25 protein-coding genes are annotated in these 21,725 nt (G+C 64.0%); 15 read left to right on the forward strand and 10 right to left on the reverse strand.

Translation table 11 applies throughout. The annotated features are described in order from the left end of the window. Together ACP7EG_RS19250 and ACP7EG_RS19255 are read right to left on the reverse strand one after the other, a co-directional pair. On the reverse strand, nucleotides 1-810 hold the full coding sequence (locus ACP7EG_RS19250; RefSeq protein ID WP_373629728.1) for an ABC transporter permease: 810 nt from the start codon (nucleotides 808-810) through the stop codon (nucleotides 1-3). A gap of 27 nt (nucleotides 811-837) precedes the next feature. Next, the gene (locus ACP7EG_RS19255; protein WP_426088902.1) at nucleotides 838-1,839 is read right to left on the reverse strand and encodes an ABC transporter substrate-binding protein; all 1,002 of its coding nucleotides are present in this window, start codon (nucleotides 1,837-1,839) and stop codon (nucleotides 838-840) included. Between ACP7EG_RS19255 and ACP7EG_RS19260 the strand changes: the two genes are divergently transcribed. Both ACP7EG_RS19260 and ACP7EG_RS19265 read left to right on the forward strand, forming a co-directional pair. Continuing rightward, nucleotides 1,838-1,975, forward strand: coding sequence for a hypothetical protein (locus ACP7EG_RS19260; protein ID WP_157750971.1), 138 nt, complete (start codon nucleotides 1,838-1,840; stop codon nucleotides 1,973-1,975). The genes ACP7EG_RS19255 and ACP7EG_RS19260 overlap by 2 nt on opposite strands. Nucleotides 1,976-1,984: 9 nt before the next feature. Continuing rightward, on the forward strand, nucleotides 1,985-2,164 hold the full coding sequence (locus ACP7EG_RS19265) for a hypothetical protein (RefSeq protein WP_426088903.1): 180 nt from the start codon (nucleotides 1,985-1,987) through the stop codon (nucleotides 2,162-2,164). A gap of 55 nt (nucleotides 2,165-2,219) precedes the next feature. On the opposite strand, the gene ACP7EG_RS19270 is transcribed toward ACP7EG_RS19265, so the two are convergent. After that, a complete protein-coding gene (locus tag ACP7EG_RS19270; protein ID WP_426088904.1) occupies nucleotides 2,220-2,456 on the reverse strand; it encodes a hypothetical protein in 237 nt (78 codons plus the stop codon). A 447-nt stretch (nucleotides 2,457-2,903) separates the two neighbouring features. Between ACP7EG_RS19270 and ACP7EG_RS19275 the strand changes: the two genes are divergently transcribed. The 8 genes from ACP7EG_RS19275 to ACP7EG_RS19310 all read left to right on the forward strand — a co-directional run bounded on the left by ACP7EG_RS19275 (nucleotide 2,904) and on the right by ACP7EG_RS19310 (nucleotide 8,827). Beyond that, entirely contained in the window at nucleotides 2,904-3,404 is a 501-nt protein-coding gene (locus tag ACP7EG_RS19275) for a winged helix-turn-helix domain-containing protein (protein WP_226938940.1), read from the forward strand. Between the two features lie 237 nt (nucleotides 3,405-3,641). After that, entirely contained in the window at nucleotides 3,642-4,514 is an 873-nt protein-coding gene (locus ACP7EG_RS19280; RefSeq protein ID WP_426088905.1) for a zinc-dependent peptidase, read from the forward strand. 110 nt (nucleotides 4,515-4,624) lie between these two features. Next, the gene (locus tag ACP7EG_RS19285) at nucleotides 4,625-5,455 is read left to right on the forward strand and encodes a transporter substrate-binding domain-containing protein (RefSeq protein ID WP_426088906.1); all 831 of its coding nucleotides are present in this window, start codon (nucleotides 4,625-4,627) and stop codon (nucleotides 5,453-5,455) included. 20 nt (nucleotides 5,456-5,475) lie between these two features. Continuing rightward, nucleotides 5,476-6,153 carry an amino acid ABC transporter permease gene (locus tag ACP7EG_RS19290; RefSeq protein WP_426088907.1) on the forward strand — a complete coding sequence of 226 codons (678 nt, stop codon included), beginning with the start codon at nucleotides 5,476-5,478 and terminating at the stop codon, nucleotides 6,151-6,153. Continuing rightward, nucleotides 6,153-6,845, forward strand: a complete 693-nt coding sequence (locus ACP7EG_RS19295; RefSeq protein ID WP_426088908.1) for an amino acid ABC transporter permease — start codon at nucleotides 6,153-6,155, stop codon at nucleotides 6,843-6,845. The genes ACP7EG_RS19290 and ACP7EG_RS19295 overlap by 1 nt, the downstream gene beginning before the upstream one ends. Continuing rightward, nucleotides 6,842-7,585, forward strand: a complete 744-nt coding sequence (locus tag ACP7EG_RS19300; RefSeq protein WP_426088909.1) for an amino acid ABC transporter ATP-binding protein — start codon at nucleotides 6,842-6,844, stop codon at nucleotides 7,583-7,585. The genes ACP7EG_RS19295 and ACP7EG_RS19300 overlap by 4 nt, the downstream gene beginning before the upstream one ends. A 124-nt stretch (nucleotides 7,586-7,709) precedes the next feature. Next, a complete protein-coding gene (locus ACP7EG_RS19305; RefSeq protein ID WP_426088910.1) occupies nucleotides 7,710-8,276 on the forward strand; it encodes a hypothetical protein in 567 nt (188 codons plus the stop codon). A gap of 197 nt (nucleotides 8,277-8,473) precedes the next feature. Continuing rightward, a complete protein-coding gene (locus tag ACP7EG_RS19310; RefSeq protein ID WP_426088911.1) occupies nucleotides 8,474-8,827 on the forward strand; it encodes a hypothetical protein in 354 nt (117 codons plus the stop codon). Nucleotides 8,828-8,848: 21 nt separating this feature from the next. On the opposite strand, the gene ACP7EG_RS19315 is transcribed toward ACP7EG_RS19310, so the two are convergent. After that, nucleotides 8,849-9,715, reverse strand: a complete 867-nt coding sequence (locus tag ACP7EG_RS19315; protein ID WP_426088912.1) for a universal stress protein — start codon at nucleotides 9,713-9,715, stop codon at nucleotides 8,849-8,851. 168 nt (nucleotides 9,716-9,883) lie between these two features. On the opposite strand from ACP7EG_RS19315, the gene phbB reads away from it, so the two are divergent. Next, entirely contained in the window at nucleotides 9,884-10,630 is a 747-nt protein-coding gene (gene phbB, locus ACP7EG_RS19320) for an acetoacetyl-CoA reductase (protein ID WP_219890617.1), read from the forward strand. A gap of 204 nt (nucleotides 10,631-10,834) precedes the next feature. Here phbB and ACP7EG_RS19325 read toward each other — a convergent pair whose 3' ends face one another. The 6 genes from ACP7EG_RS19325 to ACP7EG_RS19350 all read right to left on the reverse strand — a co-directional run bounded on the left by ACP7EG_RS19325 (nucleotide 10,835) and on the right by ACP7EG_RS19350 (nucleotide 15,574). Beyond that, entirely contained in the window at nucleotides 10,835-11,206 is a 372-nt protein-coding gene (locus ACP7EG_RS19325) for a TraR/DksA family transcriptional regulator (protein WP_096234601.1), read from the reverse strand. A 110-nt stretch (nucleotides 11,207-11,316) separates the two neighbouring features. Then, nucleotides 11,317-11,736: a VOC family protein gene (locus ACP7EG_RS19330; protein ID WP_426088913.1), complete on the reverse strand. Its 420-nt coding sequence runs from the start codon at nucleotides 11,734-11,736 to the stop codon at nucleotides 11,317-11,319. Between the two features lie 80 nt (nucleotides 11,737-11,816). Then, nucleotides 11,817-12,290 carry a hypothetical protein gene (locus ACP7EG_RS19335; RefSeq protein ID WP_426088914.1) on the reverse strand — a complete coding sequence of 158 codons (474 nt, stop codon included), beginning with the start codon at nucleotides 12,288-12,290 and terminating at the stop codon, nucleotides 11,817-11,819. Next, nucleotides 12,275-13,099 (reverse strand): hypothetical protein, encoded by an 825-nt coding sequence (locus ACP7EG_RS19340; RefSeq protein ID WP_426088915.1) that lies wholly within the window; start codon nucleotides 13,097-13,099, stop codon nucleotides 12,275-12,277. The genes ACP7EG_RS19335 and ACP7EG_RS19340 overlap by 16 nt, the downstream gene beginning before the upstream one ends. 88 nt (nucleotides 13,100-13,187) lie before the next feature. Then, on the reverse strand, nucleotides 13,188-13,970 hold the full coding sequence (otnI, locus tag ACP7EG_RS19345; protein WP_426088916.1) for a 2-oxo-tetronate isomerase: 783 nt from the start codon (nucleotides 13,968-13,970) through the stop codon (nucleotides 13,188-13,190). A gap of 233 nt (nucleotides 13,971-14,203) precedes the next feature. Next, nucleotides 14,204-15,574 (reverse strand): DEAD/DEAH box helicase, encoded by a 1,371-nt coding sequence (locus ACP7EG_RS19350; RefSeq protein WP_141172373.1) that lies wholly within the window; start codon nucleotides 15,572-15,574, stop codon nucleotides 14,204-14,206. Nucleotides 15,575-15,864: 290 nt separating this feature from the next. Between ACP7EG_RS19350 and ACP7EG_RS19355 the strand changes: the two genes are divergently transcribed. From ACP7EG_RS19355 to ACP7EG_RS19370, 4 genes are all read left to right on the forward strand, one after another. Then, a complete protein-coding gene (locus ACP7EG_RS19355) occupies nucleotides 15,865-17,586 on the forward strand; it encodes a methyl-accepting chemotaxis protein (protein WP_426088917.1) in 1,722 nt (573 codons plus the stop codon). Between the two features lie 94 nt (nucleotides 17,587-17,680). After that, the gene (locus tag ACP7EG_RS19360; protein WP_034758847.1) at nucleotides 17,681-18,058 is read left to right on the forward strand and encodes a BlaI/MecI/CopY family transcriptional regulator; all 378 of its coding nucleotides are present in this window, start codon (nucleotides 17,681-17,683) and stop codon (nucleotides 18,056-18,058) included. Between the two features lie 3 nt (nucleotides 18,059-18,061). Continuing rightward, nucleotides 18,062-19,495 (forward strand): M56 family metallopeptidase, encoded by a 1,434-nt coding sequence (locus tag ACP7EG_RS19365; protein ID WP_426088918.1) that lies wholly within the window; start codon nucleotides 18,062-18,064, stop codon nucleotides 19,493-19,495. Nucleotides 19,496-19,580: 85 nt separating this feature from the next. Next, nucleotides 19,581-21,725 (forward strand): TonB-dependent receptor plug domain-containing protein, encoded by a 2,145-nt coding sequence (locus tag ACP7EG_RS19370; protein ID WP_426088919.1) that lies wholly within the window; start codon nucleotides 19,581-19,583, stop codon nucleotides 21,723-21,725.

A 21,725-nucleotide genomic window follows, 5' to 3' on the forward strand; every position in this document is an offset into this window, starting at 1 on the left:
TCAGTGTTCCAGGCCGCGGTGCCACTGCAGCAAATGATTATTCAGGGCATTCATGGCCATATCGATGGCCAGGCCGAACAGGCCGATGGTAAACATGCCGGCGATAATCTTGTCAGACCAGAAGTACTCGCGCGCTTCCAGGATGCGGAAACCGAGGCCGCTGTTGACGGCGATCATTTCGGCCACGATCACGACGATGAAGGCCGTGCCCATGCCGATGCGCGCGCCGGCCAAAATATACGGCGTGGCCGCTGGCAGGATGACGCGGCGAAACATCGTCATCTGGCTGGCGCCCAGGTTACGCGCGGCGCGGATATAGATGCCGTCGACCTGGCGCACGCCGGCGATGGTATTCATCAGCACGGGGAAGAAGGAACCGATGCTGATCAGGAAGAAGGCGGGCGGGTTGCCCAGGCCGAACCACAAAATCGCCAGCGGGATGTAGGCGATCGGCGGAATCGGGCGCAGCACCTGCACCAGCGGGTCGAACAGTTTATAGATGGTCTTGTTGGTGCCCATCAGCAAGCCCAGCGGCAAGGCCAGGCCGGCGCCGATGGCGAAGCCGCCCAGCACGCGCGACAGGCTGGCCCAGGCGTCGTGCGGCAGTTCGCCGGAGAACATCCACACCAGGTAATTGCCCGCTTCGGGCGTGTACGCTTGCATGGGGATCAGGTATTCATACCATTTCACCACCACGGCCACGGGCGAGGGCAGGATTTGCGGATTGATCCAGCCGAACGTGGACAGCGCCTGCCAGAACAGCAACACGACCACGGGCACGATGGCACCGTGCGCGAAGCGTTTCATCATTTGAATATTCATCGTGACACTTTCAGATTAGCGTGGAGCGTAGGTTTTCTTGGCTTTTTCCAGCAGGTCCAGCTTGACCCAGTCCTGGGCGGCAGGCGGCTTGGCCATGCGGCCAACGCCGAATTTCACCATGTAGTCGGTGGTCAGCTGCACATGGCTCTGCGTGATGTCTTCCGTGAAGATGGCGTTGTCGATGGCATCGCGGTAATCCTCGGACGTGATCTGGTTCTTGAACATCGATTCGCGCACGTATTTTTCCGCCAGTTTCGGGTCGGCCAAAAACGCCCGGGTGGCGGCGACGAAGCAATCCATGAAGCGCTGGGCCACAGCCGGCTTTTCCTTGTACATTTTTTCTGTCATCACGAGGGCGCGCACGGGCTCGCCCAGCGGCGTGTCGTAGGGTTTGATGATGGCCGAACCGTATTTCTTGTGGATCGCCTGCGTGGAGTAAGGCTCGGACTGGCTCATGGCGTCGATGTCGCGGGTCAAGAGAGCCTGGTTCAGGTCAGGATAGCCCATGTACAGGATCTGCACGTCCTTGCCCGGCTTGTCGGACCAGGTCAGCTTGGCCTTGGAGAGTTCGGCAAACAGCAGGATTTCCTGCGGGCCGCCGCGCGTGACGCCGACTTTCTTGCCTTTCAGGTCGGCAATGCCCTTGATGTTCAGGTCAGGACGTCCGACGATTTGCACGCCGCCCTTGGCGAAGCCACCCACCAGGTACACGGGCAAGCCCGTGGCGCGGCCCGTGATGGCCGCTTCCAGCGCGCTGGCGGAGACGTCGATTTCGCCGGCGATCATGGCTGGCACGATGTCGAGGCCCTTGGCGAAGATGCGTTCCTCGATTTTCAGGTCGTATTTCGGCGCGATTTCCTTCATGTAGGCGACGGCGCCGTAATGGGCGAATTTCAGGTTGCCCAGGCGGACCAGGTCGGCCGCGTGGACGGCGAGCGGGAATTGCGCGGCCAGTGCGACGGCCACGGCCAGTGCCTTGGTGTTCAGGAAGGACGAGATACGGAAGGTGCTTGCCATGCTGTTGTCTCCAAAAAAGGTAGATGGATTTTATATTGGGTCAGGCTGCCGCTCTGATGGCGGTTATGAAAATATAAAAGCATCTTCCGTGCCAGTGGAGCGCATTTTGGCGTTTATTGCAAGTGATTGTTTATAAAGGTTTAATTTGATTCTATTGAAAATGGGAAATATCGATATTCCGTCTTTCCGCACGGCGAGGGGGAAGCTTGTGCGGATTGCCGCATTCCTGGCGCTGCGCATGCGGCACGGCATGCAGGTGAACCTTCACGGCGTGGCCGACTCCAATCGTAAAAAAACGCGTTGCAAACAGGCTGGCAACGCGTAACTCCCCCGTGGAGTAGGGGCGGCGCGGGCGCCGGATCGATCGCCGTCTGGCGGCCTTATTTTGGCGTGGTGGCGGGCGGCAGTGCCGGCGCGGTGGCCGGATCGGTCAGCGGCGCGGGCGGCGTGACGTGGCCGGGACCGGCTTCCGGTACGGCTGGCGTGACGGGAGCTGGCATCACCTGCGGTGTGGAAGCGGGGTTGGGTGCCATTTCGGGCAGTGGCGCATCTGCCGGTTTTTTACAGGCGGACAGGGTGACGAGCAAGGCGGCGGCCAACAGGGCAGGTATTTTCATGATGATTCCTTTGCAAGAGTCGAGGTATCGCGATGCGGCGGCAGGCGCCGCGCGTGAAGTTTGAATTTATGGCAAGAATGGCGATGCTTCTGTTCGCCACTTCACCTTGAGCGCAGAAATGTCACTGCATGTAGATGCTTTTTGGAAATAATTCAGTGAGGAAATATTTTTCACTTTCTTGTTCCTAATGTTCGTTAACGCACAGACCAAGGAAGAGCAGGGTGGCATTCTGTGTCCAGACGCTCAGGATTCGTGGTGTTCTGGTATAAAAATTGCCAAGAACTTAACAATCCGGGCTACCGGCAATCGTTTAAAAGGAGTATTCAAATGCATGCAATGACTCAGTCTCACGTGAAGAGCGAATTAAAGGCAGCGCACCAGGAACTTCGTAGCCCCGAAAAAGGCTCGCAATTGGTAGAACGCGCAGCACCCATCCCCCCGGAACGCATGAATCCCATTTCCATGGCACCGATCGAGCGCGTGCGTTCGACGTCGGCTACCCTGCGCCGCATCGAAAACATGCAAAAGCTGATCGGCGAATTGTCGCTGCACGAGATGCTGGCCGATGAAATCGCCTGGTTCCTCAAGTTTTCGCCATCGGGCGCCCGCAAATACATCCGCGACTTGCGCGAAGCGGGCGTGATCGAACTGGCCCGCTACATCGAAGGCACCGCCACCTATCTGGGCAAGGCAGTGTACCAGCTGACGCCAGACCCTGAGCGCGTGCGCGCCTTCCTGGCCGCCATCGTCCAGCCGAAACGCGAAGGCGCGCCACCGCGCAAGGACCGTCCAGGCCTGCGCGAGCAAAGCATGGCAGGCAGTGGCCGCCACTTTCACATCCTGGCCGATGACACGCATTACGCCATCCGTGTCAACCGCGGTCCCGTGACGCGCGATCCGCTCGTCGCTGCCCTGTTCGGTGCACCGCAGCAAAAAACGGCCGAGTAACACCCGACGGTTTTGTCGAGGGTTGTGAGCTTGTAATGAAAGCCGGGTTACGTCCCGGCTTTTGGCGTTGGCGCCAGCCCTTTGGATCTTGGCGGATTGAAAAGATGTTAATCAACCCCATGTGGGCTGGACTGCCCGCCCGTTCCGCTGCGGGTTCATTCGAAGGAGCTTGTCCTTGTCTGCCTACACCGTCTCTCTTGGCCTGATTGCCCTCGCTGTCCTGAAGCGGGCCGCCACATGAATCCGCTGCTGTGGATCGCTCTCGTCACGGTCGCCATCGTCTTGTCGCTGTGGTTTCCCCGCTGGCGCTTGAAGCGGGCCCTGGCCAGGCCCTTGCCGCCCGAAGGCCTGGCCGTGCTGGAAAAGAATATTCCCGTCTATCCCCGCATGCCGGCGCCGCTGCAGGAACAATTGCGCCGGCTCGTCGTGCAATTCCTGTACCAGAAGAAATTCGTTGGTTGCGGCGGCCTGGAGATCACGGACGAGATGCGCTACACAATCGCCGGCCAGGCTTGCCTGCTGCTGCTGAATCGCCAGACCCAGGTGTATCCGGAACTCGATACCATCCTCGTGTATCCCACGGAATTCATCGTCACGCGCAATGAAGTGGGGCCGGGCGGTGTGGTCACGCCATCGGCCAACGGATTGTTGGGCGAGTCCTGGGGCGATGGCCGCGTGGTGCTGGCCTGGGACCACGTGCAGCGCGGCGCGGCCGACTGGACCGATGGCCACAATGTGGTGCTGCATGAATTCGCCCACCAGCTCGACAGCGAATCTGGCGCCGCGAATGGCGCACCGTATCTGCCCAGCGTGTCGAGCTACCGCAGCTGGGCCACCGTGCTGTCGCGCGACTTCGACAACCTGCGCCATGACGCCATCTACCAGCAGCACAGCGTGATGGACCATTACGGCGCCACGAATCCTGCCGAATTCTTTGCCGTGGCCACGGAAACCTTCTTTGAAAAGCCCTACCAGATGGCCGAGCACCATGCGGAGCTGTACGCGCAATTTTTGCAGTACTACAAGGTCGACCCGCGCGACTGGATGGCGCCGCCTGTCGAGCCCGAGCACATGGCCTCGCCATTCCCCAATTACGCGCCGCAATGGTAGGCGGTAGCGACTTACATGATTTACTCATAAGCAAGGCTGAAAAGATTCCTTTTTGGAAATAAGGGCGCTGCGGTCTAATGGCGGCATTCATTATCCACCAGAGGAATCCCATGCAGACCCGCCTTCATTTCGCCGCCCTGTTGTTTACCAGCATCGCCTTCACACAGGTGGCGCAAGCGGACCAGCTGGCCGCCATCAAGGCGAAAGGCGAGCTGGTCTGCGGCACCCTGGGCACGGACGAGCCGAACAGTTTTATCGATGCCAAGTCGCGCCAGCTGGTCGGCTATGAAGTGGACCTGTGCCGCGCCATCGCCCAGGGCCTGGGCGTCAAAGCGGTCGTGAAACAGCTGGCCGTGGCTGCCCGCATTCCCGAATTGCAGCAGGGGCGCATCGACATCCTGACGGCGTCCCTGACGCACAACAAGGAGCGCGAAGCGCTGATCGATTTTTCCCTGTCCACGTTTTACACGGGTCAGCGGGTGCTGGTCAAAAAAAGCAGCAATATCACGACGGTCGCGGGCCTGGCCGGCAAGAAAGTGCTGACCGTCAAGGGCGGCACGCAGGAACCGAACATCCGCAAGGCCGTGCCCGGCGTGGAGGTGGTGACGTTCGAGACGGCGGGTCAGGCCTATCTGGGCTTGCAGCAAGGCAAGGGTGTCGGCTATGTCGACGATGAAGTCTCGCTGCTGAACAACTACGCCAAGCTGGGCACCGCGCAAAAAGACTACCTTGTGCTGCCGCAAAACATCAGCCAGGAAGTGTTTGCCTTTGGTATCCGCAAGGGTGAGAAAGGCGTGAAAACAGCCGTCGACCAGGTGTTGCGGGGACTGGAAAAATCGGGCGAGGCCGAAAAACTGTTTTTCAAATGGTATGGCCCGACGAGCAACGTGAAGTTCCAGAAACGCACATTTAAAATTGAATCGGACAAGATCGACGCCTGAACCTCGCCTGACGCTTCCGCATGTTTGATCTGAACTTTTTGCTGTCCGGCGACTACCGCGACTGGCTGGTCTCCGGCTTGCTGCTGTCCTTGCAACTGATGGGCATTACCTTGCTGTTGTCGCTCCCGCTGGCGTGCGGCGTGGCCATGCTGCGCCTGGCCCCGTCGCGCCTGCTCAATGGCCTGGGCGCCGCCTATGTCGAGCTGATCCGCAACGTGCCCTTGCTGGCCCACTTCCTGTTCTGGTATTTCGGCGCGCCCGAACTGCTGCCCGACTCGTGGAAGGAGCGCTTGTATGCCGGCAATATCGAAGCGGCCAGCGCCATCGCGGCCCTGACCTTGTACACGGCAGCCTACATGGCGGAAGACATCCGCAGCGGCATCCGCGCCATTCCCGCCCAGCAATTCGAGGCGGGCCGGGCGCTGGGCTTCAGCTTTCTCGCCACCATGCGCCTGTGCATCGTGCCGCAGGCGCTGCGGCTGGCCGCGCCGCCGCTGCTGTCGCAAACCTTGAACCTGTGGCAAAACACCAGCATCGCCACCGTCATCGGCGTGGCCGAGTTGATGTACCAGACGCAACGCGTGGAAGCGGCCTCGTTCCGCAGCGTGGAGGCGTTCGTCTTCGCCAGTGCGGCCTACCTGGCCGTTTCGCTGCTGATCGCGGGCCTGGCGGCCTTGCTGCAAAGGAAGGCGTCCTGATGCTGGAACTCATACACGATTACTGGTTGTATTTTCTTGTGGGACGCTATCCCGAGGGGCCGCTGGGCGGCCTGGCGCTGACGGTCTTGCTGGCCAGCCTGGCGCTGGTGCTCAGCCTGCCGCTCGGCTTGCTGCTGGGGCTGGCGCGCCTGAGCCCCTGGCGGTTGCTGCGCTGGCCCGTTGCCGCGCTGATCCACGTGGTGCGGGGCATCCCCTTGCTGCTCGTCATCTTCTGGGCATATTTCTTCCTGCCCAGCATTACGGGCCATGAAAGCGGGCAATTCGGCACCATGCTGGCGGCCCTCGTCATCTTCGACGGCATTTATCTGGCGGAGATCGTGCGTGCCGGCGTGCAAGCCGTGCCCACGGGACAGGGGGAGGCGGCCCGGTCGCTGGGCTTGAACTATCTGGACAGCATGCGCACGGTGGTGTTGCCGCAGGCGCTGCGCCACATGCTGCCCTCGCTGGTGAACCAGTTCGTCTCGACCATCAAGGAAACTTCGCTCGGCACCATCATCGGCCTGGCCGAAGTGTCGTTCATCGCTTCGCAAGTCAATGGCCTGGTGCTGACCAAGCCCGTGCAAGTGTATTTTTTGCTGGGCATGACGTACTTTGTTTTATGTTTCAGCCTGTCGCGCGCTGCCTTCTGGCTTGAGCGGCGCCAGGCGCGTCTTTTGAAAGCGGCAGCATGATCACCTTTGACAACGTCAACAAATACTATGGCGACTATCACGCCTTGAGCGGCATCAATGAACACGTGGCCAAGGGCGAAGTGCTGGTCGTGTGCGGGCCGTCCGGCTCCGGCAAGTCGACACTGATCCGCACCATCAACCGCCTGGAGGCGATCGCTTCGGGCCGCATCACGGTGGCGGGCCAGGATATTTACGCGCCGGGGCTGGACGTGAATGCATTCCGCTCGCACATCGGTTTTGTGTTCCAGCAATTCAACCTGTTTCCCCATTTATCGGTGCTGGACAATTGCGCGCTGGCGCCGCAGCGCTTGCGCAGCCTGACCCGGCGCGAAGCCGAGGAGCGGGCGCAGGCCCTGCTGGAACGGGTGGGACTGGCGCACAAGGCGCGCGCCATGCCGGCGGCCCTGTCGGGCGGCCAGCAGCAGCGCGTGGCGATTGCCCGCGCGCTGGCCATGCAGCCGCCGCTGATGCTGTTCGACGAACCGACCAGCGCGCTGGATCCGGAAATGGTGGGCGAAGTGCTGCAAGTGATGCGCGACCTGGCGCAGGGCGGCATGACGATGGTGTGCGTGACGCACGAGATGGGTTTCGCGCGCGAGGTGGCGGACCGCGTCTGGTTCATGGATCACGGGCACGTGCTGGAGCGGGCCACACCCGAGGATTTTTTCGCGCGGCCGCAACATGCGCGCGCACAGCAATTTCTCTCCGATATACGCAGCCCGTTCGGCGTATCCGCATGATTGAGCACATGAGTGGGCGTGAGTGAGCGGCTGTGTGCGTAAGCGAACGGTATTTCGCGGCGGTCAGGCGCACGCTGGAACGGTGGCGCACGGTGCGCCCGCAGCCGACCAGGAGGGCCGTATCATGTCACGCATCATCGCAGGTCATTTTCAGTTGCAGGAACAGATAGACGCCGCGCGCGCCGCCCTGAACCAGGCGGGTTTTTCCGATAGCCGCATCAGCGCCTTCTTTGTCAACCAGCCGGGGCAGCACGATTTGCACGCGCTCGGCGGCGACCGCGACATGTCGCCCGGCGCCAAAGAGACGCCGGAAGGCGTAGTGGAAGGCGTGGCCGTGGGCGCCGTGGTGGGCGCGGGCGTCGGCGCCGCCGCCACCCTGGCGACAGGGCCGCTCGGCCCCGTCGTCGGTGCGCTGGTGGGCGCCCACGTGGGTTCGCTCTACAGTTTCAATAAAATGAAGGAGGCGGGCGAGTCCGAAAAACATGGCGAAAACAAGGGCGAGAACCGCCGCCAGCCGCGCCACCCTGGCATGCTGATCGCCGTCGCGCTGGGCGGCCTCGACGAGCGCGAACGGGCGCTTGAGGCGCTGCACCGCCTGGGCGCCGAGCATATCGAGGAAGCGGAAGGCACGATCGCCAATGGCGACTGGCACGATTTCGACCCGCTCAGCATTCCCGTGCTGGTGGCGTGAACCGGCGCCTCTGTGGCGCAAGATGCATAAATGCCGCGTTGCATGAAATTTTAGGTATGATACTTGTCAGTATTCGTAATAATTGGTAAACAATGCCGACAGGGATAGTTTCCGCGCGCCCGTAGTGACACTGGACCAAGGTGACTGCCTGTAGTACTTGCCTCGCATGCTAATGAGTATGAATAGGAGGTCGCGTCATGACACAGGCATGGTTCATTCTGACACGAGCTGATGGGCGCGACATCTGCGCGCCCTCGCCGGCACAGCTGGCCGATGCGCTGGCTGAGGTCTACCGCAGCGCCACGCCGGATGGCAGCCCGGCCGCCGTCTTGTTGCGCTTTGGCTACGACGACGGCCTGATGTATCAGGTCGAGGTCGCTAGCGGAGGCGAAGTCACTTTCGAGGAATGGTCGGACCGCGATTGCGAAATCGCCCTGGCCAGTCCGCGCCACATGTCGGCCCTGCCGCAGGGCGACGCGCTGCAGCTGTGGCAGTGGCTGGCGCAGCGCCAGGTGGCGAAGATCCGCAGCCAGCCCTGGCAGGGCGGCTAGTCCGGCCGTTTTATCAAAGGCCTAGTGCGCCATCAGCACGGGAATCGTCATGCTCTGCAAAATCGTGCGCGTGACGCCGCCCAGGATGGTTTCGCGCAGGCGCGAATGGCCATACGCTCCCATCACCAGCAAGTCGGCCGACAGGTCGGCGGCCTGCGACAGCAGCGCTTCGCCGATATCGCCGCGCCGCACGCCACCGCCATCGAGCAGATGCAGCCGCGCTTCCACGCCGTGGCGCGCCAGGTAGTGCGTCAGTTCGGCGCCCGGCTGTTCGCCGTGCTCGGCGGCATGCACCTGGGCGTCGAAGATGGCCACGTGGACTTGTTCGGCACGTTGCAGCAGGGGCAGGGCGGCGCTCACGGCGCGGCTCGCTTCCTTGCTGGCGTTCCAGGAAATGAGCACATTGCGCGCGGCCGCCGGCGGCGCCAGCAGGGGCAGCGGCGGCGCATATGGCACGATCAGCACGGGGCGGCCAGAATGCAGCAGCACATAGGCGGGAAAGTCGCGCATCACGGACGGCGATTTATCCTTGGCATTGTATTGGCTGATGACGACCAGGTCCGCATAGCGGGCAAGCAGGCTGATGCCGCCCGCCGCCTCGTCATCGAGCACGCGCTGTTCGAACGAGGCGACGCCGGCCGCGCGCACCTGCGCCTCGAAACCGTCGAGGGCGCGCGTCGCCCGTTCGCGCAGGAAGTTCAAATGCAAGCTCAGGTTCGGGTCGGCATCGAGGTCGGGCTGGTTCTGGTACAGCAGCCGCGACACGCCCGTCAGCGCCACGCCCGTCAGGTGGCCGCCGCACGCCTGGGCGATGCTGGCTGCCGCGTCGATGCGGGCGGCGCGCCCGGCGCTGTCGTCGATGTGGAGCAATACGGTTTTATATGTCATGGCCTGTCCTCTCGCTGTGCGGTAGGGGCCATTCTGGCACAGTCCGGGGTGCGGGCCGCGCACGACTGCATCAGGCTGAGCACTTGATCTGGCGCAAAGCTGGCGATAAAAACTGCTCCTACACTTGATCCCACGCAGAACAACCATAACAAGCGGGGAGAGACAGCAATGAAGGAACAAAAAGTAGCACTGGTCACGGGCGGCATGGGCGGCCTGGGCACGGCCTTGTGCCGCCGCCTGCATGCGGCGGGCTTTGCCGTTGTAGCGGCGCATACGCCGGGCAATGCGCGCGTGGCAAGCTGGCTCGACGAGCAACAGGCGCAGCAGTATTATTTTCACCCGCTGGCCATCGACGTGAGCGATTTCGCTGCCTGCAGCGAAGCCGTGGCAAGCGTGCTGGCGCAGTTCGGCCGCATCGACGTGCTGGTCAACAATGCCGGCATCACGCGCGACCAGAGCATGCGCAAGATGGAATTGCCGCACTGGGCCGAGGTCATGCGCACCAATCTCGACAGCCTGTTCAACATGAGCAAGCAGGTGCTCGAACCCATGCTGGAAAAAAAGTGGGGCCGCATCATCAATATCTCGTCCGTGAATGGCCAGAAGGGCGCGTTCGGCCAGTGTAACTACGCGGCCGCCAAGGCGGGTGTGCATGGTTTCAGCAAGGCGCTGGCGCTGGAAGTGGCGCGCCACGGCATCACCGTCAACACGGTCTCGCCCGGCTACCTGCGCACGCAGATGGTGACGGCCGTGCCGGCCGATATCCTGGAAACGAAGATCCTGCCGCAGATTCCCCTGGGCCGCCTGGGCGAGCCGGACGAGGTGGCGGCCCTGGTCGCTTACCTGGCGTCCGACGAGGCGGCGTTCGTCACGGGCGCGAACATCGCCATCAATGGCGGGCAGCACATGAGTTAAGCAAGCTGAGTCAAGCAAGCTGAATCAAGCAAGCATATTGCTTGCAGTAGGGCAATGGCAGTAGAGGAGACCCGTCCACCCAGCCGGCACGCACGATGCTGGCGGAGGACGGAAGGCAATGGTAGTCACGCTGGAAAACAGGGGGCAGGGCAGCGATGCCTTGCCCTTTGTTGTTGCGCAGCCGTCATGGTAGGGTCACGCTGTTCAGCGCTGGGCTTTTTCCAGCCGCGTCTGGCAATCGATGCACAGGCGCGCTTCGGGGCGCGCGTTCAGGCGCGACAGGCCGATGGCTTCGCCGCAGTTGTCGCACAGGCCGTAGCTGCCATCGGCAAATTTGGCCAGCGCGTGCCTGATGATGGCCAGCTGCGCCAGGTTGTGCTCGGCCGCTTCGCTGACGAGGGCGTTCAAGGTGCGCACGCTGGCGTTGTCGGCCGGCGAGGCTTCGATTTCATTGAGCAGCGAGGCGCGCGCATCGGCTTCGGCCGCTTCGTTCTCGATCTGTTCCAGCAACGCCAGTTTGCGTTGCTCCAGCACGCCTTGCAGGCGTTGCAACTGGTCTTGCGGCAATCCATTCATGGCCATCACCCGGTAGAGGTTACTTCCATCATGGTAGTCCAAGATCGGCCACTCTGCTTGCGCTACTGCCCGCGCCGCGTTTGATGCGGCGCAGGCAGGCATGGGCTGTTCTATGCTGGCTCCTTCAGGCAGTTGACCATCCAGGCGACGCCGAACTGGTCTTTTAGCATGCCGAAGCGCTTGGCCCAGAACGTTTCCTCCAGCGGCATCTGGATGTTGCCGTCACGCGCCAGTGCATCGAAAGCCCGTTCCGCCTCCTCCGGCGTGTCGAGGGTCAGGCAGACCGAGCAGCCACTCATGCCCTTGGCGCCATCCTCGGTGCAGCCGCCGTCCGAGCCCATGAGCATGGTGGCCCCAAGCTGCACGGAGCCATGCATGATCTTGTCGTACCAGTCTTCCTTGACCTGCTCCTGGCCCGGCGAGCCGCGAAACGGCATCAGGCACAGGTCTGTGCCATGCAGGTGCTGGCGGTAGTATTCCAGCGCTTGCGCGCAATTTCCATTGAATTGCAAATACGGTTCGATACGCATATTGGCCTCCTCTGGTGCTCCCGCGGGCACGATTGCCACGCCGGGACGTCCCAGTATAGGCGCTCGGCGGACAAATTCAATCAGTCCGGCGCCATCTCTTGCAGCCGCTCACGCACCTTGCCCAGGGTGCCGAGGATGCGCTCGGGATTGCCAGCCAGGACGGCGCTGCCCAGGTGCAACAAGCTCGTCGCCAGGCTGATCCAGTGCCGCACGTCGTCGTTGCGGGCGATGCGCAGGCGCACCGTGTCGAGCAGGCCGCTGAGCTGGCGCTGCGCCGTTTCCAGGCCGGCCACCGTATGCCCGGCGGCATCGGCATACAGCTGGTTGGCTTGCTGGCGCAAGGCCACTTCCAGGGCGAAGACGGCTTGCGCCTGACTGTGGCTGATAGCGTTTTCTCCCTGGCTGGCGCGCTTGCGAATGGCGCGCATGACGGCGCCATGCAGGGTGACGGCCGCCTGCGACAGGCTGTCGGCCAGTTGCTCGACGCGCATGGCGCTGCTCAGAGCCGCTTCGCGGCGTTCGCTGTCGCTGCTCCTGCCTACCGATCCGTCCATCTTGCCTCCGTGGTGGTGAGGGCGGCAGCGAGCTGGGCGTGTTCACGCCCCAGTGCCGCCAGTTGCCGGCGCGCCAGGGTATGGCGCAATCCAAACAGGCGATATTCCTCGGTTTTGCTTTGTTGCATGTTTTTCGCCAGCACGGCCAGCAGGCGCTGCTGCGGCTTGTCGGCATACGCGATTTCCACTTCCAGCAAGCCGAGCACCATGTCGCGCTCGTTGTCGCCGCTCTTGTCGTACAGCGCCAGCAAGTTGTCGAGCGCGGCCAGCAGGGCTTGCAGCGGTGCATCGCCGTCGTGCAGTACCTGGGCCAGGTGCGCCTGCTGGCTGGCTGCGCCGCCCAGGTTCGAGAGTTGCTGCAGCAGCAAGGTGTAGGCGCTGACATGCCGGTCATCGATGCCGCTGCCCGGCCAGGCGCGGATGGCGGCGCCGGCACTGGCCAGTTCGGGCTGCACGTCATACGCGTCCGCTTGCGCCAGCCGGCCCAGCGCCTGCAGGTACAGGCGCACGGCTTGCGCCAGGCGCGCGACATCCGCTTGTGCGGCGCGGCGCTGGGCATCGAGCAGGCGTTCGCGCGCGTCTTCGGCCAGCGACAGATAGGGACGGGCGCGCCGGTAAGTGTCGACGTGGCGCTGCGACAGTTCGCTGAAGGCGGTCAAGGCATCGGTGCCGGCGGCCAGGGCGCGCACCTGCGCCAGCTCGGGGTGTGAAGTGGCGCAGCCGCACAGCACGCCAGCCAGGAAGAGGCTCAGGCTCAGGTACAGGTGCAGGCCAAGGGCGCGGCCATGGCGGGCGGGCAGGGCGGACACATCACCTCTCGACAGGAAATACTGTATGGAAAGGTATTGTCGTGCCGGCCTGCGCTGTCCGCCTTGTGCGGGCGCAAGCGTGCTGCGATCAGGCGCCCGTCAATTGTTCACGCCAGCCCAGTCCGGCCACGGTATCGCCAACGGGACGGTATTCGCAGCCGACCCAGCCTGCGTAGCCGACCTGGTCGAGCAGCTTGAACAGATGGCGGTAATTGATTTCGCCCGTGCCCGGTTCGTGGCGGCCAGGCGTGTCGGCGATCTGGATGTGGCGGATCAGGGGCAGCAGGGCGCGGATGGTGTTGCTCAGTTCACCCTCCATGCGCTGCATGTGATAGATGTCGTACTGCAAGAAAATATTGCTGCGCTGACAGTCGGCGATGATGTCGGCCGCTTGCTGGCTATGGTTCAAAAAGTAAGCGGGCATGTCGTAGCGGTTGATGGGCTCGATCAGCACGTGGATGCCGTGCGGCTGGCAGGCGTCGGCTGCATATTGCAGGTTGCCGATCAGGCTTTGCCGCGCCCGTTCCAGGCTCATGCCGGGCGGCACGATGCCGGACATGCAGTGCAGCTGTTTCGCACCCAGCGCGAGCGCGTAGTTGAGCGCCAATTGCACGTTGCTGCGGAATTCTTCGCCCCGGCGTGGATCGCAGGCGATGCCCCGTTCGCCGTTTTCCCAGTCGCCGGGCGGAAAATTGAAGACGGCCAGCTGCAGATGGTGGCGTTCCAGCCGCATGGCGATCTGCCGCGCCTCGACGGCATAGGGAAACAGGAATTCGACGGCATCGAAGCCCGCTTCCCTGGCGGCGGCAAAGCGGTCCAGGAAGGGCAGCTCGGTAAACATCATGCTGAGGTTGGCAGCGAAGTTCGGCATGGCAGCACGCAGGTGAGGATGATGGACACTATCCTAGCCCAAATCGGCAATTGGTGGCGTGCATGAAAAATGCGCCCGCCAACTAGGTTGGGGAGCGCATCTCAAGAAATATAAACGGGGCCTGAAAGCGTAGCGAGCGGGAGTGATATTGCGTTGAGTAGCGCAGCCGTACTGGAGTACGGCGAGCAACGCAAACGCAATAGCGCCCCGCGCAGTAGCTTTAAGGCCGCGTTTTAGCGACCGCGGCCGCCGGAGCGATGCGAAGCCGCCGAACGCGGCGCATTGCCGGAACGGTTGCCGCCGCCACCGCCGCCCGCCGGGCCGGCGCTGCGTGGCTTGGCACCGCTGCCGCCGGTTTTCACGCGCACCACGGCGCCGGCTGGCGCGCGGCTGTTGTTGCGGTGACCGCCGGTGCCGCTGCGCAATTGCACAGGCTGGGCGCGGGCGTTCAGGTCCGGCTCGAAGCCTGCGATGACTTCGCGCGGCAGGGTTTGCTTGATCAGCTTTTCGATGTCTTTCAACATTTCGTGCTCATCCACGCAGACCAGCGACACGGCTTCGCCCTTGGCGCCGGCACGGCCCGTACGGCCGATACGGTGCACATAGTCTTCCGGAATGTTCGGCAAGTCGTAGTTGACGACGTGCGGCAACTGGTCGATATCGATACCGCGCGCGGCGATGTCGGTGGCGACCAGTACTTGCAGGGTGCCATCTTTAAATTCCGACAGGGCGCGCGTGCGCGCCGACTGGCTCTTGTTGCCATGGATGGCCAGGGCGCCGATGCCGTCCGCGCCCAGTTGCTCGACCAGTTTATTGGCGCCGTGCTTGGTGCGCGTAAATACCAGTACTTGCGTCCAGTTGTTCGACTTGATCAGGTAGGACAGCATCGGATGCTTCTTGTCGCGGTCGACCGGATGGATCTTTTGCTGGATCACTTCCACGGTCGAATTGCGGCGCGCTACTTCGATCATGGCTGGCTTGTTCAGCAAGCCGTCGGCCAGGGCCTTGATCTCTTCCGAGAACGTGGCCGAGAACAGCAGGTTCTGGCGTTTCGGTGGCAGCACGGCCAGCACTTTCTTGATGTCGCGGATGAAGCCCATGTCGAGCATGCGGTCGGCTTCGTCGAGAATCAGGATTTCCACTTTCGACAGGTCAACCGTGCCCTGGCCCATGTGGTCCAGCAGGCGGCCCGGCGTGGCGACGAGCACGTCGACGCCGTGTTTGAGCTGCTTGATTTGCGGGTTGATGCCGACGCCGCCGAAGATCACGGTCGAATTCAGCTTGGTGTATTTGCCGTAGGTGCGCACGCTTTCCTCGACCTGCGCGGCGAGTTCGCGCGTCGGTGCCAGGATCAGGGCGCGGATCGGGCGCGTGGACGTGTTGCTGGTGATGGCCGCGCCATTCGCGTCAGTCGACAGGCGGTGCAGCAAGGGCAGGGTGAAACCGGCCGTCTTGCCGGTACCGGTTTGTGCGCCGGCCAGCAAATCGCCGCCAGCCAGCACGGCGGGAATCGCCTGCGTCTGGATGGGGGTCGGCACGGTGTAGCCGTGTTCGGTAACGGCACGTACGATAGCGTCGGACAATCCGAGGGAGGAAAAGGACATGGTAACTTTATTGTGAGATCGGCCTGTCGCCATCGGGGGGCGCCAGTCGCAGGCAATCAGATTAGGGGTCGAAAGACAGCGGCAAGGGGACTGGTCATATGTGCCGCACACGCGAAGTATAACAGCATGGCAAAAAAGCGCCGGGTTTGTTTCAGGTACGCAATGCCACAGGTAAAGGAAATGCGTGGCTAGGGCGCGCTCCGGATTGGCGTTATTCACTATGATTGCCTGTAGCACTCCATGCGCGGGACTCACCGTGGCGCCGGGGTGTTCATTCCTGGAGGAATATCATGCGTATCGCCGATCTTCGCATCGCCACCCGCCTGTATGGCGGTTTCGGCACCATCGTCCTGTTGCTGGCCGCCCTGGTCACCGTCGCCACGCTGAATGTCTCGCGGCTGGCCGACGCCAATGCCATCAATACCCATACTTATCAGGTGCTCGCTGAAAACAGCGCGCTCCTGGAAAGCCTGATCAACGTGGAAACGGGCCAGCGCGGCTACGTGATCACGGGCGCGGAGGCGTCGCTGGAACCGTACAAGGCGGGGCAGGTCGCGTTTGGCACGCACCTGGTCAAGGCGCGCGACATGACCAGCGATAACCCTGCCCAGCAGGAGCGCCTGGCGAAGCTCGATGCTGCCAAGCAAGCCTGGTTGGCCGGTGCGCTCGATCCCGTGATTGCCATGCGGCGCGCCGTAGCGCAGGGCACGGCGGCCATCGAGCCCGTGCTGGCGCTGGAGAAGGAAGGCCGGGGCAAGCAGGGCATGGATGCCATGCGGGCACTGCTGGGCGAGATTGGCCAGGCGGAAACGGTGCTGCTGGCCCGCCGCTCGGAAGCGGCGGCGGCCTTGCAGGCGCGCACGCACTGGACCTTACTGGGCGGTGGCGCGGCGGCGCTGATTCTGGCCGCCCTGATCGCCTGGTGGCTCGCCCACAACATTTCCGGCCCGCTGCGCGCGGCGATCGACGTGGCCAGGCAGGTGGCGCACGGCGACTTGACGGTGCAGGTGGACGTGCGCTCGAAGGATGAGACTGGCGAGCTGATGCAGGCATTGAAAGACATGACGGCCAGTCTGCTGCGCATTGTCACCGAAGTGCGCGGCGGCACGCAAGCCATCGCCACGGCGTCGCGCCAGATTGCCTCGGGCAATATCGACCTGTCCGCGCGCACGGAACAGCAGGCCAGTTCGCTGGAAGAGACGGCGTCGTCGATGGAGGAACTGACCAGCACGGTACAGCGCAATGCGCAGAATGCCAGCGAGGCCAACAGCCTGGCGGCGTCGGCCTCCACCGTGGCCGGCAAGGGCGGCGCAGTGGTGGCGCAAGTGGTGGAAACCATGGGCTCGATCAACGACTCGTCGCGCAAGATCGTCGACATCATCGGCGTGATCGACGGCATCGCCTTCCAGACGAATATCCTGGCCCTCAACGCGGCCGTGGAGGCGGCCCGGGCGGGAGAGCAGGGGCGCGGCTTTGCCGTCGTCGCCACGGAAGTGCGCAATCTGGCCCAAAGATCGGCTGGTGCAGCGAAGGAAATCAAGGGCTTGATCAACGATTCGGTGGCGCAGGTGGAAAACGGCGCGCGCCTGGTTGACGAGGCGGGCCACACCATGCGCGAAATCGTCGATAGCGTGCACAAGGTCAGCAGCATTGTCGGGCAGATCTCGGCCGCCAGCGACGAGCAACGGGCTGGCATCGAGCAAGTCAACCAAGCGATCGGCGAAATGGACCAGGTGACCCAGCAAAACGCTGCGCTGGTGGAAGAGGCTGCCGCAGCGGCGGAATCCATGCAGGAGCAGGCCGCCCGGCTGGCCGATGCGGTGAGCGTGTTCAGGACCGCGCAAGTGGATGCCATTCCGGCGCTCGCGTCCCGGCCCGCCGCGCACCGGCCGGTGCCGCTCAAGGTGGCGCACGCGCCTGCCCGCGTGAGTGGCAAGCCGGTGGTGCGCCATGCGCCGCAAGTACCGGCCGGCAAACAGCGCTCGGGGGAAGATGAGTGGGAAGAATTCTAATGAGGTAGTGCGTGCGACAGATGTCGCGCGTAGCGCTTGCGTTCGTGTGACTGTTGTCGCATAATTGTGTCAACAGTCACTGAAAGGAATCTCCATGAGCACGCCCTCCGTCACCGAACTATCGTTATTGAAAGCCTTGTGGAAAGACCATCCGCTGTCCGCGCGTGAATTGCACGCCAGGGTGGAAGACGAGCTGGGATGGTCGTTTTCGTCCACGCGCAAGACGCTAGAGCGCATGCTGGACAAGGGCATGCTGCTGCAGCGCAGCGTGCATGGCGTGCTTGTGTATGAGGCGAACGTGGACAAGGTGGCCACCCTGGCCGCGTTTGCCCACGACTTTGGCCGGCGCGTGATGGAAATCGACAGTCCCTTGCCGGTCAGTATGTTTACGGGCAGCAAACTGGTGGACCAGCAGGAACTGGCGGCGCTGGAACAGCTGCTGCAGGACTGGCCGCTCGAGGGAAAGGAATAAGCGATGCTGCTGTTTTCTCTCACGCTGTTGCAGGCCAGCGCCGCCTGTCTCGTGACCGGCACGCTGTTGTGGGCAATGCTGAGCCTGGCGCAGCGGCGCTGGCCCGCGCTGGCGGCGCAGCGCAGCGTGTGGCTGGGCGCCCAGCTGGTGCTGGCCGCCGTGTTTGTGCTGCCGCTGCTGCCGGACACGCGCCAGCTGAGCGTGGTGCCCGAGGTGAGCGTACCCGTTTTCCTGGCCAGCGCAGCACCCGGCGTGCCGCTGGCCATGGCTGCGCCAGTTGCCGGGCTGCCATCCGCTGCTTCGTGGCTGGTGCTGGTGCCGTCCGCCTGGGGCCTGATCTACCTGCTGGGCATCGCTTGCGCGGCCTGGCGCTGGCAGCGTGGCCACGCCATGTTGCGCACCTTGCTGCAACTGGCGCAGCGTCGTCGCCTGCACGGCATGGATGTGCTGGAAGTGGCGGCGCCGATCTCGCCGATGCTGGTGGGCGTGTGGCGGCCGCGTTTGCTGTTGCCGGCGCACCTGGCGCAATTTACGCCGGAACAGCGGCAACTGGTGATCGCCCATGAGCTGACCCATGCACGCCGGCGCGACCCCGTGCTCCTGCTGCTGGCCAAGATGCTGCAGGCCCTGCTGTGGTTCAATCCGGCCGCGCGCTGGCTGGCCGGCAAGCTGGCTTGGGCGCAAGAGCTCGGTTGCGACCGCCAGGTCCTGGCCGGCCGCGCGCCGCGCCAGCGCCAGCAATATGCGGCGGCCCTGGTCAAGCAGCTGGGGCTGCAGACGCAGACGCAGCCACTGCCGGGGCTGGCCTTTGGCGGTGGCCTTATGGCCGAGCGCCTGCTGTGCATGCGTGACGGGCAGCGACGCCCATCGCGGGCCTTGCGGGTGCTGACGGCGCTGCTGCTGTGCGCGATCGGCGCGGCCAGCCTGGCGCTGCAGCCGGCACTGGCGTGGGCCGTGGCAGCCACGCCGGCAGCTGCGCTTACTGGGCCGGCGACGGCGCCAGCTACCTGGCGCAATCCTTTGGGCAGCATGCGCGTGACCGGCTTTTTTGGCGTGGTGCGCCAGCTGACGCCGCAAGGCCATAGCGGCATCGATCTGGGTGCCAGGCGCGGCACGCCCGTGCATGCGGCGGCCGACGGCATCGCCAGCGTCAGCGAAGATGCGCGCCTTGGCAAGGCCGTGCGCATCGACCATGGCGGCGGCATCGAGTCGCTGTATGCCCATCTCGACCGGGTCACGCTCACGACCGGCATGGCCGTCACGGCAGGGCAGACCATCGGCACCGTCGGCGCCACCGGTCTGGCGACGGGGCCGCATTTGCATTTCGAGGTCACCCGCGACGGGCGCTTGCAGGATCCGCGACAGTGGCTGGCCGGCCTCGATGCCACCGCCACCGCGCGCGCCCTGCGCCTGCGCAAGGAACAATTCGGCCATTAGCGTGAGCTGGCCGCAGGTCGGCTGAGCGCGGGGACGCGCAAGCCGACCGCAAGCCGACACCACCACAGACCTTTCAGGATTTCCCATGCGATTGAGTATTCTATTGTGCAGCCTTGCGCTGCCGTTGACGGCGCACGTCCATGCCGAAGACGTCCTCCCTTCCGTGACGGTCAATGCCGGCAAAGTGGATCAGCGCCGCAACGACACCGTCGCCGCCATCGTCGTCGGTCACGAGGAACTGATACGCCAGGGCGACCGCGTCCTGGCCGATGCCTTGAAGCGCCTGCCCGGCATTTCCATCGGCGCGCCCGCCGGCACGGCTTCGGGCACGACTGGCGGGCAAATCCAGCTGCGCGGGCTGGGCCAGGGTTATACCCTCGTCATGCTCGACGGCGTACCCGTGCCGCCCGGTTTTTCGCTCGACTCCCTGGACCCGGAACTGGTCGAGCGCGTGGAAATCATGCGCGCCGCCACGGCGCAATTTTCCGCCCAGGCGATCGCCGGTTCCATCAACATCGTGCTGAAAAAATCGGGCAAGCGGCGCGAGCGCACCTTCAAGCTGGGGGCGTCCGGCAGTCATGGCATGCCCGCCGGCAGCGCCACCGTGCAGTGGGCGGACAAGGACGGCCGCCTGTCGTATGCGCTGGCCGGCACGCTCGCGCACACGGGGCGCCGGGGCTTGTTCGATGAATGGAACCGCGCATACGATGCGGATGGCAGACCCACGGTGGTGCGCCATATGCCGCTGACGGAACGCGTGACGAGCGATACGTTGGAGCTGGCGCCCCGTTTGCAATGGGCGCTGGCGGGCGAAGACAGCCTGGCCTGGCAAAGCCTGGTCACCTGGCGCCGCCTGGCCAGCCGCCGCCAGGTGGTGGAAACGTCTTACCTGGGCGGCCATTCCGACTATCCGGACAATGACGCCGCCTTCAGTCAGGACAGCGGCACCGTGCGCAGCGATCTGCACTGGCTGCGCAAGCTCGGACAGGGGGGGCGCCTCGATATGAAACTGGGCCTCGATGCCAATCACCGTGGCAGCGATTATCTGTTCCAGGGCGTCAGTGCCGCGCCCGGGCCGGCGAATGTGCGCAGGGTCGATGCGGGCGTGGACGATGTGGGCGTGCAGACCAGCGGTGCCTATCGCCGGACGCTGGGCGAGGGCCACGCACTGGCGGCGGGCTGGGATGCGGGTCACCGGCGGCGCACGGAGTTTCGACGCGAACGCCAGCTGTCGCCGGGCGGGCCACCCGTGCTGCCGGACGAAGACTATGCGGCCACGGTGCGGCGCCTGGCCCTGTTCGCGCAGGATGAATGGGAAGTCTCCGCGCGCTGGTCGCTGTATCTGGGGCTGCGCTGGGAAACCTGGCGCACGGCCAGCGCCACCGGTGGCGCCGGCCCCGTCGACGTGCGCGCGCAGGTATGGAGTCCCGTGCTGCAAAGCTTGTGGAAGCTGGCCGGCAAGGATCAGCTGCGCCTGGCCGTCACGCGCACTTACAAGGCGCCGCAGATTTTCCAGCTGATCCCGCGCCCCTACCTCAACGACAACGGCAATAGCCCCGTGAACCCCGACAACCAGGGCAACCCGGCGCTGCGTCCGGAACTGGCGTGGGGCCTGGACGCGGCCTACGAATACTATCCTGCGGAAGGCGCCATGCTGGGCGCCAGCGCTTCGCTGCGGCGCATCGGCGACGTGATGCTGGACCGGCTGTACCAGGACAAGGGGCGCTGGGTGGCCACGCCCGTCAATCAGGGCAGGGCGCAGGTGCGCGGCATCGAACTGGAGGCGAAGCTGCCGCTGTCGGCGCTGTGGGCGGGCGCCCCCGCGCTGGACCTGCGGGCGAACGTGGCGCGCAACTGGTCGACGGTGGACGCCATCGCCGGCCCGGACAACCGCCTCGATGGCCAGCTGCCGTGGAGCGCCAACCTGGGTGCGGATTACCGCCTGGCCACCAAGCCGTTGACCCTGGGCGGCAATCTGCATTACCAGGGCGGTGGACTGTCGCGCGCATCGAAGCAGCTGCTGGCCTGGCAGGGCGCCCGGCGCGAACTGGATCTGTACGCGTTGTGGAAGTTCAGCGACCAACTGCGCCTGCGCCTGTCGGGCGCCAATCTGCTGCGGCAGCTTGAGCGCACGCGCAGCCTGTATGCGGATGGCGCCGGCAGCCTGCTGCGCACGGTCGATACGCGCAGCTACCGCACGTTGCGCGTCATGCTCGAAGGCTCCCTGTAG

This window comes from Janthinobacterium sp. PSPC1-1 (assembly GCF_049897625.1).
In the GTDB taxonomy this organism is placed as follows: Bacteria; Pseudomonadota; Gammaproteobacteria; order Burkholderiales; family Burkholderiaceae_D; genus Janthinobacterium; species Janthinobacterium tructae.

Coding starts and splice junctions, on each gene's coding strand:
- ACP7EG_RS19370 (WP_426088919.1), top strand. CDS start 19,581: ATGCGATTGAGTATTCTATTGTGCAGCCTTGCGCTGCCGTTGACGGCG.
- ACP7EG_RS19255 (WP_426088902.1), bottom strand. CDS start 1,839: ATGGCAAGCACCTTCCGTATCTCGTCCTTCCTGAACACCAAGGCACTG.
- ACP7EG_RS19275 (WP_226938940.1), top strand. CDS start 2,904: ATGAATCCCATTTCCATGGCACCGATCGAGCGCGTGCGTTCGACGTCG.
- ACP7EG_RS19355 (WP_426088917.1), top strand. CDS start 15,865: ATGCGTATCGCCGATCTTCGCATCGCCACCCGCCTGTATGGCGGTTTC.
- ACP7EG_RS19315 (WP_426088912.1), bottom strand. CDS start 9,715: ATGACATATAAAACCGTATTGCTCCACATCGACGACAGCGCCGGGCGC.
- ACP7EG_RS19260 (WP_157750971.1), top strand. CDS start 1,838: ATGCTGTTGTCTCCAAAAAAGGTAGATGGATTTTATATTGGGTCAGGC.
- ACP7EG_RS19365 (WP_426088918.1), top strand. CDS start 18,062: ATGCTGCTGTTTTCTCTCACGCTGTTGCAGGCCAGCGCCGCCTGTCTC.
- ACP7EG_RS19305 (WP_426088910.1), top strand. CDS start 7,710: ATGTCACGCATCATCGCAGGTCATTTTCAGTTGCAGGAACAGATAGAC.
- ACP7EG_RS19280 (WP_426088905.1), top strand. CDS start 3,642: ATGAATCCGCTGCTGTGGATCGCTCTCGTCACGGTCGCCATCGTCTTG.
- ACP7EG_RS19285 (WP_426088906.1), top strand. CDS start 4,625: ATGCAGACCCGCCTTCATTTCGCCGCCCTGTTGTTTACCAGCATCGCC.
- ACP7EG_RS19325 (WP_096234601.1), bottom strand. CDS start 11,206: ATGAATGGATTGCCGCAAGACCAGTTGCAACGCCTGCAAGGCGTGCTG.
- ACP7EG_RS19330 (WP_426088913.1), bottom strand. CDS start 11,736: ATGCGTATCGAACCGTATTTGCAATTCAATGGAAATTGCGCGCAAGCG.
- ACP7EG_RS19270 (WP_426088904.1), bottom strand. CDS start 2,456: ATGAAAATACCTGCCCTGTTGGCCGCCGCCTTGCTCGTCACCCTGTCC.
- ACP7EG_RS19335 (WP_426088914.1), bottom strand. CDS start 12,290: ATGGACGGATCGGTAGGCAGGAGCAGCGACAGCGAACGCCGCGAAGCG.
- phbB (WP_219890617.1), top strand. CDS start 9,884: ATGAAGGAACAAAAAGTAGCACTGGTCACGGGCGGCATGGGCGGCCTG.
- ACP7EG_RS19360 (WP_034758847.1), top strand. CDS start 17,681: ATGAGCACGCCCTCCGTCACCGAACTATCGTTATTGAAAGCCTTGTGG.
- ACP7EG_RS19250 (WP_373629728.1), bottom strand. CDS start 810: ATGATGAAACGCTTCGCGCACGGTGCCATCGTGCCCGTGGTCGTGTTG.
- otnI (WP_426088916.1), bottom strand. CDS start 13,970: ATGCCGAACTTCGCTGCCAACCTCAGCATGATGTTTACCGAGCTGCCC.
- ACP7EG_RS19350 (WP_141172373.1), bottom strand. CDS start 15,574: ATGTCCTTTTCCTCCCTCGGATTGTCCGACGCTATCGTACGTGCCGTT.
- ACP7EG_RS19295 (WP_426088908.1), top strand. CDS start 6,153: ATGCTGGAACTCATACACGATTACTGGTTGTATTTTCTTGTGGGACGC.
- ACP7EG_RS19300 (WP_426088909.1), top strand. CDS start 6,842: ATGATCACCTTTGACAACGTCAACAAATACTATGGCGACTATCACGCC.
- ACP7EG_RS19290 (WP_426088907.1), top strand. CDS start 5,476: ATGTTTGATCTGAACTTTTTGCTGTCCGGCGACTACCGCGACTGGCTG.
- ACP7EG_RS19310 (WP_426088911.1), top strand. CDS start 8,474: ATGACACAGGCATGGTTCATTCTGACACGAGCTGATGGGCGCGACATC.